The sequence below is a fragment of the Rhodobacter sp. SY28-1 genome (assembly GCF_005222785.1).
In the GTDB taxonomy this organism is placed as follows: domain Bacteria; phylum Pseudomonadota; class Alphaproteobacteria; order Rhodobacterales; family Rhodobacteraceae; genus Tabrizicola.
Map to the genome: position 1 here is coordinate 158305 of NZ_STGH01000001.1, position 15156 is coordinate 173460.

Annotated in this window: 15 protein-coding genes; 8 read left to right on the forward strand and 7 right to left on the reverse strand. The window is 65.1% G+C overall.

What is annotated here, in order from left to right; all coding sequences use genetic code 11:
* Window positions 1-2: 2 nt before the first annotated feature.
* The gene (locus tag E8M84_RS00805) at window positions 3-707 is read right to left on the reverse strand and encodes a YafY family protein (protein WP_137109276.1); all 705 of its coding nucleotides are present in this window, start codon (window positions 705-707) and stop codon (window positions 3-5) included.
* Between the two features lie 69 nt (window positions 708-776).
* On the opposite strand from E8M84_RS00805, the gene E8M84_RS00810 reads away from it, so the two are divergent.
* Window positions 777-1397: a glutathione S-transferase family protein gene (locus E8M84_RS00810; RefSeq protein ID WP_137109277.1), complete on the forward strand. Its 621-nt coding sequence runs from the start codon at window positions 777-779 to the stop codon at window positions 1395-1397.
* A gap of 4 nt (window positions 1398-1401) precedes the next feature.
* Here the strand turns inward: E8M84_RS00810 and E8M84_RS00815 are convergent, their stop codons facing one another.
* The 5 genes from E8M84_RS00815 to E8M84_RS00835 all read right to left on the reverse strand — a co-directional run bounded on the left by E8M84_RS00815 (window position 1402) and on the right by E8M84_RS00835 (window position 5379).
* Window positions 1402-2271: a DMT family transporter gene (locus tag E8M84_RS00815; protein ID WP_137109278.1), complete on the reverse strand. Its 870-nt coding sequence runs from the start codon at window positions 2269-2271 to the stop codon at window positions 1402-1404.
* Window positions 2272-2302: 31 nt separating this feature from the next.
* Complete coding sequence (locus tag E8M84_RS00820) at window positions 2303-2665, reverse strand: VOC family protein (RefSeq protein WP_137109279.1); 363 nt, start codon at window positions 2663-2665, stop codon at window positions 2303-2305.
* A 69-nt stretch (window positions 2666-2734) separates the two neighbouring features.
* Entirely contained in the window at window positions 2735-3022 is a 288-nt protein-coding gene (locus E8M84_RS00825) for an HU family DNA-binding protein (protein ID WP_137109280.1), read from the reverse strand.
* Between the two features lie 163 nt (window positions 3023-3185).
* Window positions 3186-4664, reverse strand: a complete 1479-nt coding sequence (locus E8M84_RS00830; RefSeq protein ID WP_137109281.1) for an AMP nucleosidase — start codon at window positions 4662-4664, stop codon at window positions 3186-3188.
* Between the two features lie 79 nt (window positions 4665-4743).
* On the reverse strand, window positions 4744-5379 hold the full coding sequence (locus E8M84_RS00835; RefSeq protein ID WP_137109282.1) for a class I SAM-dependent methyltransferase: 636 nt from the start codon (window positions 5377-5379) through the stop codon (window positions 4744-4746).
* Window positions 5380-5469: 90 nt separating this feature from the next.
* On the opposite strand from E8M84_RS00835, the gene E8M84_RS00840 reads away from it, so the two are divergent.
* Entirely contained in the window at window positions 5470-6315 is an 846-nt protein-coding gene (locus E8M84_RS00840) for an SDR family oxidoreductase (RefSeq protein WP_137109283.1), read from the forward strand.
* A gap of 6 nt (window positions 6316-6321) precedes the next feature.
* On the opposite strand, the gene E8M84_RS00845 is transcribed toward E8M84_RS00840, so the two are convergent.
* On the reverse strand, window positions 6322-7602 hold the full coding sequence (locus tag E8M84_RS00845) for an ROK family transcriptional regulator (protein WP_137109284.1): 1281 nt from the start codon (window positions 7600-7602) through the stop codon (window positions 6322-6324).
* A 213-nt stretch (window positions 7603-7815) separates the two neighbouring features.
* Here E8M84_RS00845 and E8M84_RS00850 point away from each other — a divergent pair, with 213 nt between their 5' ends.
* The 6 genes from E8M84_RS00850 to xylA all read left to right on the forward strand — a co-directional run bounded on the left by E8M84_RS00850 (window position 7816) and on the right by xylA (window position 15073).
* A complete protein-coding gene (locus tag E8M84_RS00850; protein ID WP_137109285.1) occupies window positions 7816-8841 on the forward strand; it encodes a substrate-binding domain-containing protein in 1026 nt (341 codons plus the stop codon).
* A 149-nt stretch (window positions 8842-8990) separates the two neighbouring features.
* A complete protein-coding gene (locus E8M84_RS00855; protein ID WP_137109286.1) occupies window positions 8991-10016 on the forward strand; it encodes a substrate-binding domain-containing protein in 1026 nt (341 codons plus the stop codon).
* A 151-nt stretch (window positions 10017-10167) separates the two neighbouring features.
* The gene (locus E8M84_RS00860) at window positions 10168-11559 is read left to right on the forward strand and encodes a sugar ABC transporter permease (RefSeq protein ID WP_137109287.1); all 1392 of its coding nucleotides are present in this window, start codon (window positions 10168-10170) and stop codon (window positions 11557-11559) included.
* Window positions 11560-11571: 12 nt separating this feature from the next.
* Window positions 11572-12336, forward strand: a complete 765-nt coding sequence (locus tag E8M84_RS00865; protein WP_137109288.1) for an ATP-binding cassette domain-containing protein — start codon at window positions 11572-11574, stop codon at window positions 12334-12336.
* The gene (gene xylB / locus E8M84_RS00870; protein ID WP_137109289.1) at window positions 12336-13775 is read left to right on the forward strand and encodes a xylulokinase; all 1440 of its coding nucleotides are present in this window, start codon (window positions 12336-12338) and stop codon (window positions 13773-13775) included. The genes E8M84_RS00865 and xylB overlap by 1 nt, the downstream gene beginning before the upstream one ends.
* A complete protein-coding gene (xylA, locus tag E8M84_RS00875) occupies window positions 13772-15073 on the forward strand; it encodes a xylose isomerase (RefSeq protein ID WP_137109290.1) in 1302 nt (433 codons plus the stop codon). Before xylB ends, xylA begins: the two co-directional genes overlap by 4 nt.
* Window positions 15074-15156: the final 83 nt, after the last annotated feature.

Genomic DNA, 15156 nt, shown 5'->3' on the forward strand with positions numbered 1-15156 from the left:
ATTCAAGCCGGGCCGGACCGGGTGCCGTTTTCCCGCAACTGGTCGAGGAACTGCCGCAACAGGGGCACGCGGCGCGGACGGAAGCTTTCGTCGGTAGGGCGGATGTTCGACATTTCCAGCACCTTGAAGCGGCGGAAGTCCTGACGCAGGCAGCACCAGGCCAGCACCATCACCTCGCGGTCGAGAAAGGCGGTGCCGAGCGGCCAGATGCGGCGGTCGGTCAACTGGCCGGAGACATCGCGGTAGGTGAGGTCGACGGCGCGTTCGTCCCAGGCCGCTTCGCGCAGGAGGTGCAGGTGCGGCGGGGCGGGCTTGCGGGGCTCGTAGCGATAGGACCGGGTGACGGCGTGAATGGCCTGGCGCTGGACGCGGTCGGGCAGGGTGGCGATGATCTTCGCCTGCGCCTCGGCTGCGGCCTTGGCCAGCATGGCATCGCCCGACATCGCCACTTCGGCCAGGCCAAGAACCAGCGCCTCGACTTCCAGCCGGGTAAACATCTGCGGCGGCAGGGCGGGGTCTTCGGTCAGGGTATAGCCGGTGCCAGCCTCGCCGTCGATCAGGGCACCTGCAGCGCGAAGCGACTGGATGTCACGATAGATCGTGCGGTCAGAGACGCCGGTTTCCTCGGCCAGCCGGGATGCGGTCACCGGCTGCGGCAACATCCGGAAGGCGGACAGAAGGCGGAACAGACGGTCGGACTTGGGCATGATATCCTGACAGGTTCTGGCAGGAGCGGAAGGCTAGTCTGAGGACATCGGAAAGCAAAGGAGAGAAAGATGCTGACCCTGTTTCATTCGCCGCAAAGCCGGTCCTCGGCCATCGTCGCCCTGATCGAGGAGATGGGCATCCAAGATTGGGTGGAAGTGCGCGAGGTGACGATCCCGCGGATGGACGGAAGTGGCGGGCGTGACCCGGCCAACCCGCATCCCGAGGGAAAGGTCCCGGCGCTGGTGCATGATGGCCATGTCATCACCGAGCGCGCGGCGATCATCCTGCACCTGACCAGCCTGTTCCCCGACAGCGGCATGGCACCCAAGGTCGGCACGCCAGAGTGGGGCGTCTTTGCTGCGTGGATGGCCTGGTATCAGGGCGTGCTGGAACCGACCTTCATCATGGAGGCCACGGGCCTTTCGCATCCGTGGATGACGGCGGCGATCCGCGACCACAAGACGGCGGTGGCCCGGTTGCGGGCGGCGCTGGACAAGGGGCCGTGGCTTATGGGGGACAGCTATTCCGCCGCTGACCTGTTGTGCCACGCGCCCTATGCCTGGTTCACCGAGGCGACACCGGACGATCCGGTGCTGCGCGACTGGATCGGGCGCTGCATGGCCCGCCCGGCGAGGGCGAAGGTTATGGACGCCGATGCGGCGGGCATGGCGCGGCTGCAGGCGGCCTGAAGGACTATCCTTGCTGTCGGCGCGACAGCTGGACCGCAAGGATCCCCGCCATTGTGACGGCGACCCCGACGGCGTCCAGAAGCCCCACCCGTTCACCCAGAAGCACGGCCGCGAAGGCGACGCCGAAGAACGGGTTCAGAAAATGGAACGTGGCGGCACGCACCGCCCCGATCCGGCCCACCAGCGCGAACCAGATCAGCGTCGCGGCCAGCCCCGGCACGGCGATCTGGTAGGCGAAGGCCGCCAGGAAGGCCGGGGACCAGTGAATTGTCAGAGTCTCGGTCACGGCAGAGACCAGCCCCAGGGTAATGGCGCCCACCAGCATCTGCAGGCCGACAACCATCAGAAGATTGCCGCCGGTGGACGCTCCCTTGATCGTCAGGGTGGCGATGGCCAGCGCGAGTGCACCCAGAACGCACAGCGCCACGCCCAGCGGATCGGCCCCGCCGGACAGCCGTGTGCCCATGATCAGGCCTACCCCCGCCAGTCCGGTCACAAGGCCTGCGACACCGAGGGGCGGCACGGTTTCTCCGCGGAAAGCCCAGCCCAGCGCGGCCACCATCAGCGGCATCGAGGCGGCGATGATCACGGCGACCGAGGCTTCGACCCATTGCACGGCGATGAAGTTGAGGCCGAGGTAGGCCGCGTTCTGGCAGAGGCCAAAGAGGATCACCGCGCGGGTTTGCGGCCCGGTCAGCCGCCAGCTTTGGCCCAGCGCGCGGGCGACGATCACCGCGAGAAGGCCGGAAATCAGAAAGCGCGCGGAAAGGGCGGCAAGCGGGGGCGCATGGGCGACGATGACCCGAGCTGTGGCGAAAGCCGAGGACCACATCGCGGCGAAGACGGTTCCAAGGAGAAGCGCGCGGACATCCATGCGGGCTTGGTGCCCGGTGGGGCGGGGAAGGTCAACCGGCGGGGGGCTGCCAAAGCTCGATCGGGGTGCCTTCGGGGTCGTGGATGCGGGCGAAGGTGCCGTAGCTGCCATCGCCGTCCCAGTCAGCGCGGGTTTCCACCGCAATGCCCGCGGCCTGCAGTTGGGCGATAAGGCCAGGCAGGTCATCGACTCGCAGGTTCAGCATCCACTGCTTGTCGGCGGCGAAGTAGTCGCTGTCCGCCTTGAAGGGCGAAAAGACCGTCGGTCCCGCATCCTGCATCCAGAGCGCGACATCGGGTTGGGTGATGCCGAGATGCTGGCGATACCAGTCGTTCAGTGCAGCGGGGTCGCGGGCGCGGAAGAAGATGCCGCCGATGCCGGTGACTTTGGCCATGCACACCTCCGAAAGCAAAAGGGCCGCCCTTATGGCGACCCTCTCACATTTTCGCTTGTGCGGAAAGGATCAGCCGTTGACCACGTCCTTCAGCGCCTTGGCGATGGCGAACTTGACCTGCTTGTCGGCGGGCTTGGTCATCGTCTCGCCGGTGGCCGGGTTGCGGACCTGACGCTCCGGCCGGGCCTTGCAGGCGACCTTGCCGAGGCCGGGGATCGTAACGGTGCCGCCAGCGGCGACTTCGCGCGCCACGACGGCGGCAATCGCATCCAGAGCCGCGTTCGCGGTCTTCTTGTCTTGGCCCATGGCTTCGGCAACGGCAGCCACCAGCTGGGTCTTGGTCATCGGTTTGGACATTTGATCATCCTTCGTTGTTATTCGTTTCGTGTCATATGCACGTTTTATCCCGCAAATGGCGGGTGTCCCCCGGTTTCAGGGCCACGGCCCAGACACACGTTTTGACGGCCGGAATCAAGCCCTGAACCGCAGGGACTGTGCATTTGACGGCTTTTTCGCGCCTTCACAGGAAGGCAGTTTCCTCAAAACTGCGCAGTTTCCGGCTGTGGAGGCGCTCGATGGGCGTCTCGCGCAGGCGCTCCATCGCGCGGATGCCGATCTGGAGATGGCGGCTGACTTGCGTCTTGTAGAAGTCGGATGCCATGCCGGGGAGCTTGAGTTCGCCATGCAGGGGCTTGTCGCTGACACACAGAAGCGTGCCGTAGGGCACCCGGAAGCGGAAGCCGTTGGCGGCGATGGTGGCGCTTTCCATGTCCAGCGCGACCGCGCGGGATTGCGACAGGCGGCGGACGGGGCCGGACTGGTCGCGCAGTTCCCAGTTGCGGTTGTCGATGGTGGCGACCGTGCCGGTGCGCATGATGCGCTTCAGCTCATAGCCTTCCAGCTGGGTGACCTCGGCCACCGCCTTTTCCAGCGCGATCTGGATTTCGGCCAGCGCCGGGATCGGCACCCAGACGGGCAGGTCAGCATCGAGGACGTGGTCTTCGCGCAGGTAGGCGTGGGCGAGGACGAAGTCTCCCAGCGACTGGCTGTTCCGCAGCCCGGCGCAGTGGCCGACCATCAGCCAGGCATGCGGGCGCAGGACGGCGATGTGGTCGGTGGCGGTCTTGGCGTTCGACGGGCCGACACCGATGTTGACCAGGGTGATCCCGTTCCCGTCGGCGCGTTTCAGGTGGTAGGTCGGCATCTGCGGCATCTTCGCCGTGGGCTGGATCACCCCGTCCGGCGTTTCGATCACCTGGTTTCCGGTGGCGACAAATGCGGTGTAGCCCGATGCCGCGTCGCCCAGAACCGAGCGGGCGTAGGCTTCGAATTCGTCGACATAGAACTGGTAATTGGTGAACAGGACGTGGTTCTGGAAATGCGTCGGGTCGGTCGCGGTGTAATGGGCCAGCCGGGCCAGGCTGTAGTCGACGCGCTGCGCTGTGAACGGCGCAAGCGGAGAGGAGCCGTCGTCATAGCGGGTCATCACGCCGTTGACGATGTCGTCGTTGGTGGTGACAAGGTCCGGCACGTCGAACACGTCGCGAAGGGAGAAGTCCATCACCCCCTCCTGCGGGATGGCGACCGTGCTGCCGGAGACGGCGAAGTGCACCGGCATCGGCGTTTCCGACAGGCCGATCTCCACCGTCACGCCATGGTTTCGGATCAGAAGTTCGATCTGCTGGATCAGGTAGTTGCGGAAGAGGTCGGGCCGGGTGACCGTGGTGGCATAGGTTCCGGGCGAGGAGACATGGCCGAAGGCCAGACGGGTGTCGACCTTGTCGAAGCTGGTGATGGTGATGCGGATTTCCGGGTAGAAGGCACGGATGCGGCGGCCGGGGTGGCCTTTCGAGACTGTCTGCAGGAACTGGTCGGACAGGAACTGCGTGGCCTGTCTATACAGAGCCTCAAGCCGGTCTACGGCGGCGGCGGCGCTGGTAAAGCTTTCCATCGCCGGGGCGTCGGGGCTGAGGATCGCGCTGGTGTTTTCGTCTTGCATTCTGGGTCCCGCGGTTGATCCGGCATATAAGCCGAAAGCGGGGGCCCTTCGCAAGTGAAGCCATTATGACGGCGGCAGGTCAGGCGGCGCGGAAAAGCGCGATCAGGGCGCGGTCAGCGGCATGGTCGGCGTCGATGCGGGCTGCGGCGGCACCGTAGACCTCGACCTCGATCAGTTGCAGGTCGGTGATGCGGGCCTGCCGGGCAAGGTCGTCAAGGGCGACATCAAAGCCCCGGGCCTGCCAGACGCGCCGGTTGATCGACAGCGCGAACTGGGCCTGCGGCAGGGCGATGGCCAGAAGATGCGGCAGGGCTTCGGGGCCGACGTGGCCGGCGGTGAAGGTGCCCGAGGAGACGAGACCGGCATAGCGGCGGGGCAGGTCGATGGGCTGGGTGATGTCGACGCGGAAGGTCCCCGCGTAGATGTTCTTCTGCGCCGCCCGCTCCAGCATTTCGGCCGAGAAGTCGGCGGCGTCGATGTCGGGGCGGAAGCCCATGTCCCGAAGGGCCTGCGCCAGAAGTCCGGTCCCGGCACCCACGTCCAGCACTGGCCCTCCTGCCCCAGTGGCCATGTAGGTGGCGGCGACATGGGCGGGCAGCAGGTACTGCATTTCGCTGGCAAAGCCGGAATCGTAGTTCGCCGCCCAGTCGCGGTAATAGGCGAGGCAGGCCTCTGGCCCGGTCAGCCCCAATGCGCCTTTCAGACCTTGATCCATGTGGCACCTCCGCGTCGGGGTCAGCATGGAATGCGGGGGGTTGGCCTGCAAGCCCTTGCGCCCCCCTGCCCGCTTCCCGATAGTCGCGCCATGTCAACGCTTCTATCCCTTGGCCACGGCTATTCCGCCCGCGCCCTTGCCCGCCGTCTTGTGCCGCAAGGCTGGACTGTGATCGGCACCACCCGCAATCCGGCCAAGGCCGATCAGTTCCGCGCCGAAGGGGTTGAGCCCCTGATCTGGCCCGGCGATCTGGGACCCGCACTGGAGAAGGCGACGCATATCCTGTGTTCAGCCGCTCCGGATGCGAAGGGGGACCCGTTCCTGCAAGCCGTGCCGGAGATCGCAAGGTCAAAGGCCCAATGGGTCGGATACCTCTCGACCACGGGAGTCTACGGCGACCATGACGGCGGCTGGGTCGATGAAGCGACGCCGCTGACCCCGCAGTCCGACCGGGGCCGACAGAGGGTGGTGGCCGAGGGTCAATGGCAGGCGACGGGTCTGCCGGTGCACATCTTCCGGCTGGCGGGGATCTACGGCCCCGGCCGCGGCCCGTTCGAGAAGGTCCGCGACGGCACCGCGCGGCGGATCATCAAGCCGGGGCAGGTGTTCAGCCGCATCCATGTGGACGACATCGCGCAGGTGCTCGAGGCGTCGATCCGCAAGCCTAACCCGGGTGCTGCCTACAACGTCTGCGACGACAACCCCTGCCCGCCGCAAGAGGTGATCGGCTATGCGGCGCAGCTGTTGGGGATGCCGGAACCGCCCGCCGTGCCCTTTGATGAGGTCGCCCCCACGATGACCCCGATGGCGCTTGGGTTCTACAGCGAATCGAAGAAGGTCCGGAACGACCGGATCAAGGACGAGCTTGGGGTAAAGCTTCTGTACCCCGACTACCCCGAAGGTCTGGCCGCGCTGCTGGCTGGCGGTCAGGACTGAGGCAGGTCACTCGGCGGCAAGATCGCGCGGCTGGGTGGCCAGGATCGCCTCGGTCACTGCCGACAGGGCCAGCGCTGCCGCACCGTGTGCCCAAAGCAGGTCGCCCCAGGCATGAATCTCGATCGGCGGACGCGGGCGGCCGGTCTGGATGGTCAGGTTGTCCATCTCGGACAGGGTTTCGGCGGCGTAGAGATAGTCATAGCGCATCCGTTCGCCCGACAGGATGATCAGCGCGGGGTCAAACAGGTTGACGACATTCGACAGCCCAACAGCAAGGTAGCGCCCCGCGCGCCGGAAGATCGACTTGGCGGTGGAATTGCCGGCCTTGGCGTGGTCGTACAGGCTTTCCAGAAGCACGTTGATCGGCTGGCTTTCCTTGTGACCCCAGTTCAGCGCGGTCGTCGCCTCGCGCGCCAGGGCGTAGTCGGCGACATAGGCCTCCAGGCAGCCGCGCTGGCCGCAGCGGCAGAGGGCGCCGTCCAGTTGCACCTTGGTATGACCAAGCTCCATCCCCAGCCGCTGGGCGCCACGATAGATGCGGTGGTTCATCACGAAGCCCATGCCGACGCCATGTTCGATGGTCACCACCGCAAAGTCCGACAGGCTGCGGCCCGCGCCGAACCACAGTTCCGCCAGCGCCACCAGGTTGGCATCGTTGTCGATATGAACCGGAATCCCAAGCCGGGCAGAGGCCAGGGCGGCAACCGGCACCGACCTTTCCGCCAGGATCGAGGACCACAGGGCGATGCCTTCGGCACAGTCGACGAAACCGGGCAGCCCGATGCCAACACCGGACAGCTGGGCCCGGTCGATCCTTGCCTTGTCACAGACCCGGTCGAGCAGGGTCTGGATCGCCTCGAGGATCTCGTCGACCTGCATCGGACCGGGGCGACGGGGAATCGCCTCGTCAGCGATGAGCTTGCCGGCGAAATCGACGACGACGGCGGTGTGTTCCCGGTCGGAAAGCTTCATCCCGGCCACCAGATGCGCGCCCGCCCTGACCCCGAGCGATACGGCGGGACGGCCGCGCCCGGCCTCACCTTCGCGGGGAACCGAGACCTCTTCGATCAGGCCCGCCTCGATCAGTTCCGACGACATCGTGGTCACCGAAGCCGGGCTAACGCCAAGGTCCTTGGCCAGTTGCACGCGGGGGATCAGCCCGGCGGCGCGGACCAGTTCGAACACCTGCTGACGCAGCGGACGCTGGCTCTCGGTAAGCGGCGGGATCAGCGGACCCACGCCCTTGCGCCCCTCACTGATGGCGGACCGAGTCGCCTTGGTCGGCATTCTTTCACTCCCCGAAGTAAAACCCTCCGAATCTGCTGCGGCCAGAGGCTCGCTTGCCGCAATTTTGCCGGATGTTCGCGGGTTCTGCCTGAACTTAAGCTAAGGCCAGCACAATAATTTTGACAACTGAAATTGATGTGGCAGCGTGGCCATAGTTTTGCTCAACTGTGGGATTAACCATTCCGGGCACTGCAATCACGGGAGGACCGCCTGATGCGGATCTTGATCTTAGCGCTAACATTTGTACTGACGAGTCTGGTTTCGCCGTCCTTTGCGGAAGGCAAGAAGATTGGTGTGGCGTGGGGGGACCTCGCTCAGCCGCGCTGGCGGTGGGATGTGACCGCGATGCGGTCGATCATCGAGCGGCGCGGAAACAAGTATCTTCCGTTCAACGCGGCCGGATCGGCTGAGAAGCAGCTGCAGGACATCGAGCAGATGATCAACGATGGCGTGGATGCCATCGTGATCCAGGCCGTCGACAAGGATGTCATCATGACCTCGGTGGAACGCGCCGCCGCGGCCGGGATCCCGATGCTTGCCTACGACCGGCTGATCGAACACCCGGGTGTCTTCTACATCACCTTCGACAACGTCGGGGTCGGTCGCCTGATCGCGGCCATCGTGAAGGAGCAGAAGCCGACAGGGAACTATGCGATCATCAAGGGCGATCCCGGCGACCCGAACTCGGACTTCCTGCGTCAGGGCATGGAAGAGGTGATCGGCGCCTCGGTCGCGGGTGGGCAGATCAAGATCGTCGGCGAAGCCTATGCAGATGGCTGGAGCCCCGATTCGGCCAAGGCGATCATGGAACAGATCCTGGCCGAGAGCGGCAACCAGGTCGATGCCGTCCTGGCCGAGAACGACAATATGGCCGGTGCCGCCGTCGAGGCGCTTGCGGCTGCGGGCTTGTCCGTTCCGATCGGCGGCCAGGATGGAGACCCGGCCGCACTGAACCGGGTGGCGCAGGGAACGCAGACCGTCTCGGTCTGGAAGAACAGCTTCGATCTGGCCAAGCAGGCCGGGCTTGTGGCCGTCCAGCTTGCGGAGGGGACGCCGATGAACCTGATCCCCGAGGCGCGGCAGTTCAGCGGCGGAGAGAAGGGCGTGCCGGTCTGGTCGATCCTCTTGAACCCGACGCCCATCACGGCCGAGACTCTGGATCTGGTGATCGAAGCCGACCATGTCACCAAGAAGGACGTCTGCAAGAACGCCCTGCCGACAGTCGCGGCCTGCCAGTAAACGCAAGGCCCCAAAGCGCTTTTCGCCGATCCCTTCCGGGGTCGGCGCTTTTATTTTTTGACAACTGAAATTATTCGCGGCATCTTCCCGCCTGTTCCGGCGAATCTGCCGGACCGGTCCAATGAGGCCGATCCATAGGGAGGATACATATGCGTACCGCAATTCTCGCCGCCGTTCTGGCGGTGACTGGCTTCTCGTCGGCTGCTCTGGCCGAAGGCAAGAAGATCGGCGTTTCGTGGGCCCAGTTCCAGGAAGAGCGCTGGAAGATCGACGAAGCCGCGATGAAGGCCGCCATCGAAGCTGCTGGCAACGAATACGTTTCGGCTGACGCCCAGTCCTCGGCCGAAAAGCAGCTGTCGGACATCGACGCGCTGATCGCCCAGGGCGTTGACGCGCTGATCATCAACGCCTGGGACAAGGACGCCATCGGGCCGGCCATCGAGAAAGCCGCTGCCGAAGGCATCCCGGTCGTCGGCTATGACCGTCTGATCGAAGACGACCGCACCTTCTACCTGACCTTCGACAACGTCGGCGTGGGCCGGATCATTGCTCAGGAAGTCTTCAAGGTCGCTCCGAAAGGCAACTACGCGATCATCAAGGGCGACCCGGGTGACCCGAACGTCGGCTTCCTGCGTCAGGGCATGGAAGAAGTCATCGGTGCAGCCGTGGCTGCAGGCGACATCGTGATCGTCGGCGAAGCCAACTCGGACGGCTGGAAGCCGGAAAATGCTCAGAAGAACATGGAGCAGATCCTGACCGCCAACAACAACGCCGTTGACGCCGTTCTGTCGCAGAACGACGGCATGGCCGGTGGTGCCGCTGCTGCGCTGGCCGCTCAGGGCCTGAACGTTCCGCTCGGTGGCCAGGACGGCGACCTTGCCGCGATCAACCGCGTTGCCCGTGGCACGCAGACGGTCTCGGTCTGGAAGAACGCACGTGACCTCGGCAAGGCCGCTGGCGAAATCGCTTCGGCGATGGCTGACGGCACCGCTCTGGACGCGATCCCGGGTGCGACCAAGTTCTCAGGCGGCGAGAAGGGCGTTGAAATGAACGCGATCCTTCTGAACCCGACCCCGATCACCAAGGAAACGATCGGTGTCGCCATCGATGCAGGCCACATCTCGAAAGAGCAGGCTTGCGAAGGCGCGATGCCCGACGTCGCTGCTTGCCAGTGATCTGATCTGATCTCCGGCGCCGTTCCCCAAGGGGCGGCGCCGGTTCTTTTCCTGGCAGGTCGCCTGTCGTGTCCCGAAGCGGGACGACTTGGGTGCGTATGGACGCGCCCGGCACCAGCACAGCCCCATCCCTCTCAGGCTGGACGAGGACATGACCGATACACCCCATTCCCCTGCAACCCATTCGCCGAACGAAGGTGGGTTCACCCGCTTTCTGCGCGCAACCGAAATCGACCCGCGCCTTCTGGGCATGGTCGGCGCCCTTCTGCTGATCTGGCTGGCCTTCGAGGCCTATTCGACCTTCGTCCTCGGCCGCCCCTCGATGCTGCTGGGCGCATCGCAGGGTGAGGCGAACGGCTTCCTGACCCCGCGCAACCTGTGGAACCTGTCGGTCCAGACCGCCTATATCGGCATCATGGCGACGGGCATGGTGCTGGTCATCATCACCCGGAACATCGACCTGTCCGTGGGCTCGATCATGGGCATGGTCGGCATGTACATGGGCCTGTTGCAGGTGGAATATCTGACGCCCGCGCTTGGCCTGGGTCACCCGTCGATCTGGATCATCACGGTGATCTTCGGCATCGCGATGGGTGCGCTGATCGGGGCCTTCCAGGGCGTGCTGATCGCCTTCCTTGGAATTCCGGCCTTCATCGTCACGCTGGGCGGCCTGCTGGTCTGGCGCGGCGCGGCCTTCCTGGTGGCAGGCGGCAAGACCATTGCACCGCTGGATGACACCTTCGCCCTGATCGGCGGCGGGTCCTTCGGGGCCCTGGGCAAGACGGGAAGCTGGATCTTCGCAATCATCGCCTGCGTCTTTGTGGTCTGGGCCTTCCTGAACGGCCGCCGGGCGCGCAAGACCCACGGCTTCGCCCTGCGCCCGGTCTGGGCCGAGACCTTCGTGATAGGTCTGGTCTGCGCGGTGATCCTGGGGGCGGCAGCCATCGTCAATTCCTACATCTGGCCGACCGGCAACATCCAGAAATACTACCAGGCCCTGGGCCAGGAGATCCCGGCCTGCGCCGAGCGGGGCGGTGACATCTACTCGGACGTCTGCGCCAGCTTTGGCCACGGCTTTGCCTATCCAGTTCTCATCATGATCATCGTGGCCATCGGCATGACGATCCTGATGACCCGGACCCGGTTCGGCCGCTATGTCTTTGCCATCGGGGGCAACCCCGAGGCCGCGGCCCTGTCGGGCATCAACACCCGTGCCATGACGGTGAAGATCTTCACCCTGATGGGCGCGCTTGCCGGGGTCGCCGCCGTGATCGGCGCGGCCCGCCAGAACAGCGCCACCAACGCGATGGGCAACCTTGACGAGTTGTACGTCATCGCGGCGGCCGTGGTCGGCGGCACCTCGCTGGCCGGGGGCGTGGGCACGATCTACGGCGCGATCATCGGCGCCTTGATCCTGACCAGCCTGCAGACCGGCATGGTCCTGATCGGCTTCGGTGACGGGTCCTACCAGCGCATCGTGATCGGCATCGCACTGGTGTTGGCCGTCTGGCTCGACATCGTTTACCGCAAACGCATCAAGTAAGGGGCTGATATCATGGTAGACAGAACCGGAACCCCGCTTGTCGAACTGCGCGACATCTCGATTTCCTTCGGGGGGATCAAGGCCGTGGACCACGTCACGGTCGACCTTTACCCCGGCGAGGTCGTGGGCCTGTTGGGCCACAACGGCGCAGGCAAGTCGACGCTGATCAAGTGCCTGTCGGGCGCGTATCAAAAGGACAGCGGCCAGATCCTGATCAATGGCCAGGAGGTCGAGATCAAGGACCCCCGCGACGCCCGCGCGCAGAACATCGAGACGATCTACCAGACGCTCGCTCTGGCGGATAACCTTGATGCGGCGTCGAACCTGTTCCTTGGGCGCGAACTGGTGAACAGCTTCGGCTTCGTGGACGAATCGAAGATGGAGGCCGAGACGCGGAAGATCATGGGTCGCCTGAACCCGAACTTCCGAAAGTTCAACGTGCCGGTGAACATGCTGTCGGGCGGGCAGCGCCAGTCAGTCGCCATCGCCCGTGCGGTGTACTTCAACGCCAAGATCCTGATCATGGACGAACCGACCGCTGCGCTTGGTCCGCACGAGACCCAGATGGTGGCCGAACTGATCCAGGAACTGAAGGCGCAGGGCCTGGGCATCTTCCTGATCGAGCATGACATCCACAACGTGATGAAGCTTTGCGACCGGGCCTCGGTGATGAAGAACGGCCAGCTGGTCGGCACGGTGAACGTGGATGAGGTCACCGACGACGACATCCTGGGCATGATCATTCTGGGCAAGAAACCCCAGCATCTGGCCGCGTGATGTATATCGGGCTCGATCTCGGGACGTCAGGGATCAAGGGGATCCTGATCGGCGAGGACCAGCAGCTCCTTGCCGAAGCCACGGCCCCCTTGACGGTTCAGCGACCGGCAAAAGGGTGGAGCGAGCAGGCCCCCTCGGACTGGATTTCGGCAGCCGAGACGGTGTTCGACCGGCTTGCCGCACAGAAGTCGCTGGGACAGGTCCGCGGGATCGGGCTGTCGGGTCACATGCACGGCGCGACGCTGCTGGATGCCGCGGACGAGGTGCTGCGGCCCTGCATCCTGTGGAACGACACCCGCAGCTTTGAAGAGGCAGCCGAACTGGACGGCGACCCGATGTTCCGGCGGCTGACCGGCAACATCGTGTTTCCGGGCTTTACCGCCCCCAAGGTGGTCTGGGTGGCCAAGCACGAGCCCGCGATCCGGGAGCGGCTGGCGAAGGTGCTGTTGCCCAAGGACTATCTGCGGCTCTGGCTGACCGGAGAGCATGTCGGCGAGATGTCCGATGCAGCCGGGACCTCCTGGCTGGATACCGGCAAGCGGGACTGGTCGGACGATCTTCTGCAGGCCACCGGGCTTGAGCGCAGTCACATGCCGAGCCTGGTCGAAGGGTCCGAGGTTTCGGGCTACCTGCGAGAAGCCTTGTCGACCCGCTGGGGCCTGCCGAAAGGCGTGGTCGTGGCCGGGGGCGGCGGCGACAACGCGGCCTCGGGCGTGGGCGTCGGCGTGGTGCGGGCGGGTGAGGCGTTCGTGTCGCTTGGCACCTCGGGCGTCCTGTTCGCTGCGAACGACGGCTACCAGCCCGATCCAGAGACGGCGGTGCATACCTTCTGCCACGCGCTGCCGAACACCTGGCACCAGATGGGTGTGATCCTTGCCGCGACGGATGCCCTGAACTGGTATGCCAAGCTGGTCGGGTCGGACGCTTCGACCCTGACGCGGGAACTTGGGCCGCTGCGCGAGCCGGGCAAGACGGTGTTCCTGCCCTATCTGGGCGGTGAACGGACGCCGCTGAATTCGGCCAGCGTCCGGGGCGCGTTCACCGGGCTGGAACATGCGACCGACCGTCAGTCCGCGACGCGCGCGGTGCTGGAAGGCGTGACCTTTGCCATCCGCGACAGCCGCGATGCGCTGGCGGCCACGGGCACCAAGCTGGAGCATCTCCTGGCCGTCGGCGGCGGGTCGCGGTCGGACTACTGGCTGCGGCTGATCGCGACGGCGCTGGACTGCCCGGTGCAACTGCCGGTCGCCGGGGATTTCGGCGGTGCCTACGGGGCCGCCCGGTTGGGCCTGATGGCCGCGACCGGGGCCGGGGCCGAGATCGCCACCCTCCCCCAGATCGCCCGGGTCGTTGAACCCGACCCGACCCTCACAGACGCATTTGACGCGGGGCATGCCCGCTTCCGCGCCGCCCAGGCAGCTATCAAGGATCTGAAATGACAGACTTTTTCAAAGGCATCCCGCAAATCAAATACGAAGGCCCCTCGTCAAAGAACGAGTTCGCCTTCCGCCACTACAACCCCGATGAGGTCGTTCTGGGCAAGCGGCTTGAGGACCACCTGCGCTTTGCCGTCGCCTACTGGCACAGCTTTGCCTGGCCTGGCGGTGACCCGTTCGGCGGTCAGACGTTCGAGCGACCCTGGTTCGGCGACGGCATGGCGCTGGCCAAGCTCAAGGCCGATGTCGCGTTCGAGCTGTTCGATATCCTTGGCGTGCCGTTCTACTGCTTCCACGACGCCGACGCCCGGCCCGAGGGCGCAACCTTCGCGGAAAGCCTGAAGAACCTGAATGAGATCGCCGATTACCTTCAGGAGAAGCAGTCCAAGCACAAGGCGAAGCTCTTGTGGGGCACGGCGAACCTGTTCAGCCACCGCCGCTGGATGTCGGGCGCGGCCACCAACCCCGATCCGGATGTCTATGCCTACGCCGCCGCGACGGTGAAGGCGAACATGGACGTGACGCATCGTCTAGGCGGGCAGAACTATGTCCTCTGGGGCGGGCGCGAGGGGTATGAGACGCTCCTCAACACCGACCTGAAGGCCGAACGCGCCCATGCCGGTCGCTTCCTGCAGCAGGTCGTCGAATACAAGCACAAGATCGGCTTCAAGGGCACGATCCTGATCGAGCCCAAGCCGCAGGAACCGTCGAAGCACCAGTACGACTATGACGTGGCGACGGTTTACGGCTTCCTCAAGGACTTCGGTCTGGAAAAGGAAGTGAAGACCAACATCGAACAGGGTCACGCCATTCTGGCCGGTCACTCGTTCGAACACGAAATCGGTCTGGCCGCCGCGCTGGGGATCTTCGGGTCGATCGACATGAACCGGAACGACTATCAGTCCGGCTGGGACACCGACCAGTTCCCGAACAACCACGCCGAAAAGGCGGTGGCCTTCTACGAGATCCTCAAGGCGGGCGGCTACACCACTGGCGGCACCAACTTTGACGCCAAGATCCGCCGTCAGTCGCTCGACCCGGAAGATCTGGTTCTGGCCCATGTCGGCGGCATGGACACCTGCGCCCGCGCGCTGAAATCGGCGGCGGCGCTGCTGGAATCGGACGAGATGGAGGCCGCGGTCAAGGCACGCTACGCGGGCTGGAATGATCCGAAGGCGCAAGCCATGCTGAAGGGCTCGCTGGAGGCCGCAGCGGCGCGGGTGATCGACGAGAAGATCGAGCCACAGCCGAAGTCTGGCCGTCAGGAGCGGCTGGAGAACCTCTGGAACCGCTACGTCTGACGAAGACGGCGAATTCGACCAAGACATTGCACCGGGGCCTGTCTAGGCTCCGGTGCATATCTTTCGACACCACGCACATCGCC

Bases quoted from the DNA above. Each gene is read 5' to 3' on its own strand.
- E8M84_RS00815 (WP_137109278.1), bottom strand. From the start codon at position 2,271: ATGGATGTCCGCGCGCTTCTCCTTGGAACCGTCTTCGCCGCGATGTGG.
- E8M84_RS00825 (WP_137109280.1), bottom strand. From the start codon at position 3,022: ATGTCCAAACCGATGACCAAGACCCAGCTGGTGGCTGCCGTTGCCGAA.
- E8M84_RS00845 (WP_137109284.1), bottom strand. From the start codon at position 7,602: ATGCCGACCAAGGCGACTCGGTCCGCCATCAGTGAGGGGCGCAAGGGC.
- xylB (WP_137109289.1), top strand. From the start codon at position 12,336: ATGTATATCGGGCTCGATCTCGGGACGTCAGGGATCAAGGGGATCCTG.
- E8M84_RS00810 (WP_137109277.1), top strand. From the start codon at position 777: ATGCTGACCCTGTTTCATTCGCCGCAAAGCCGGTCCTCGGCCATCGTC.
- E8M84_RS00855 (WP_137109286.1), top strand. From the start codon at position 8,991: ATGCGTACCGCAATTCTCGCCGCCGTTCTGGCGGTGACTGGCTTCTCG.
- xylA (WP_137109290.1), top strand. From the start codon at position 13,772: ATGACAGACTTTTTCAAAGGCATCCCGCAAATCAAATACGAAGGCCCC.
- E8M84_RS00860 (WP_137109287.1), top strand. From the start codon at position 10,168: ATGACCGATACACCCCATTCCCCTGCAACCCATTCGCCGAACGAAGGT.
- E8M84_RS00850 (WP_137109285.1), top strand. From the start codon at position 7,816: ATGCGGATCTTGATCTTAGCGCTAACATTTGTACTGACGAGTCTGGTT.
- E8M84_RS00820 (WP_137109279.1), bottom strand. From the start codon at position 2,665: ATGGCCAAAGTCACCGGCATCGGCGGCATCTTCTTCCGCGCCCGCGAC.
- E8M84_RS00865 (WP_137109288.1), top strand. From the start codon at position 11,572: ATGGTAGACAGAACCGGAACCCCGCTTGTCGAACTGCGCGACATCTCG.
- E8M84_RS00840 (WP_137109283.1), top strand. From the start codon at position 5,470: ATGTCAACGCTTCTATCCCTTGGCCACGGCTATTCCGCCCGCGCCCTT.
- E8M84_RS00805 (WP_137109276.1), bottom strand. From the start codon at position 707: ATGCCCAAGTCCGACCGTCTGTTCCGCCTTCTGTCCGCCTTCCGGATG.
- E8M84_RS00830 (WP_137109281.1), bottom strand. From the start codon at position 4,664: ATGCAAGACGAAAACACCAGCGCGATCCTCAGCCCCGACGCCCCGGCG.
- E8M84_RS00835 (WP_137109282.1), bottom strand. From the start codon at position 5,379: ATGGATCAAGGTCTGAAAGGCGCATTGGGGCTGACCGGGCCAGAGGCC.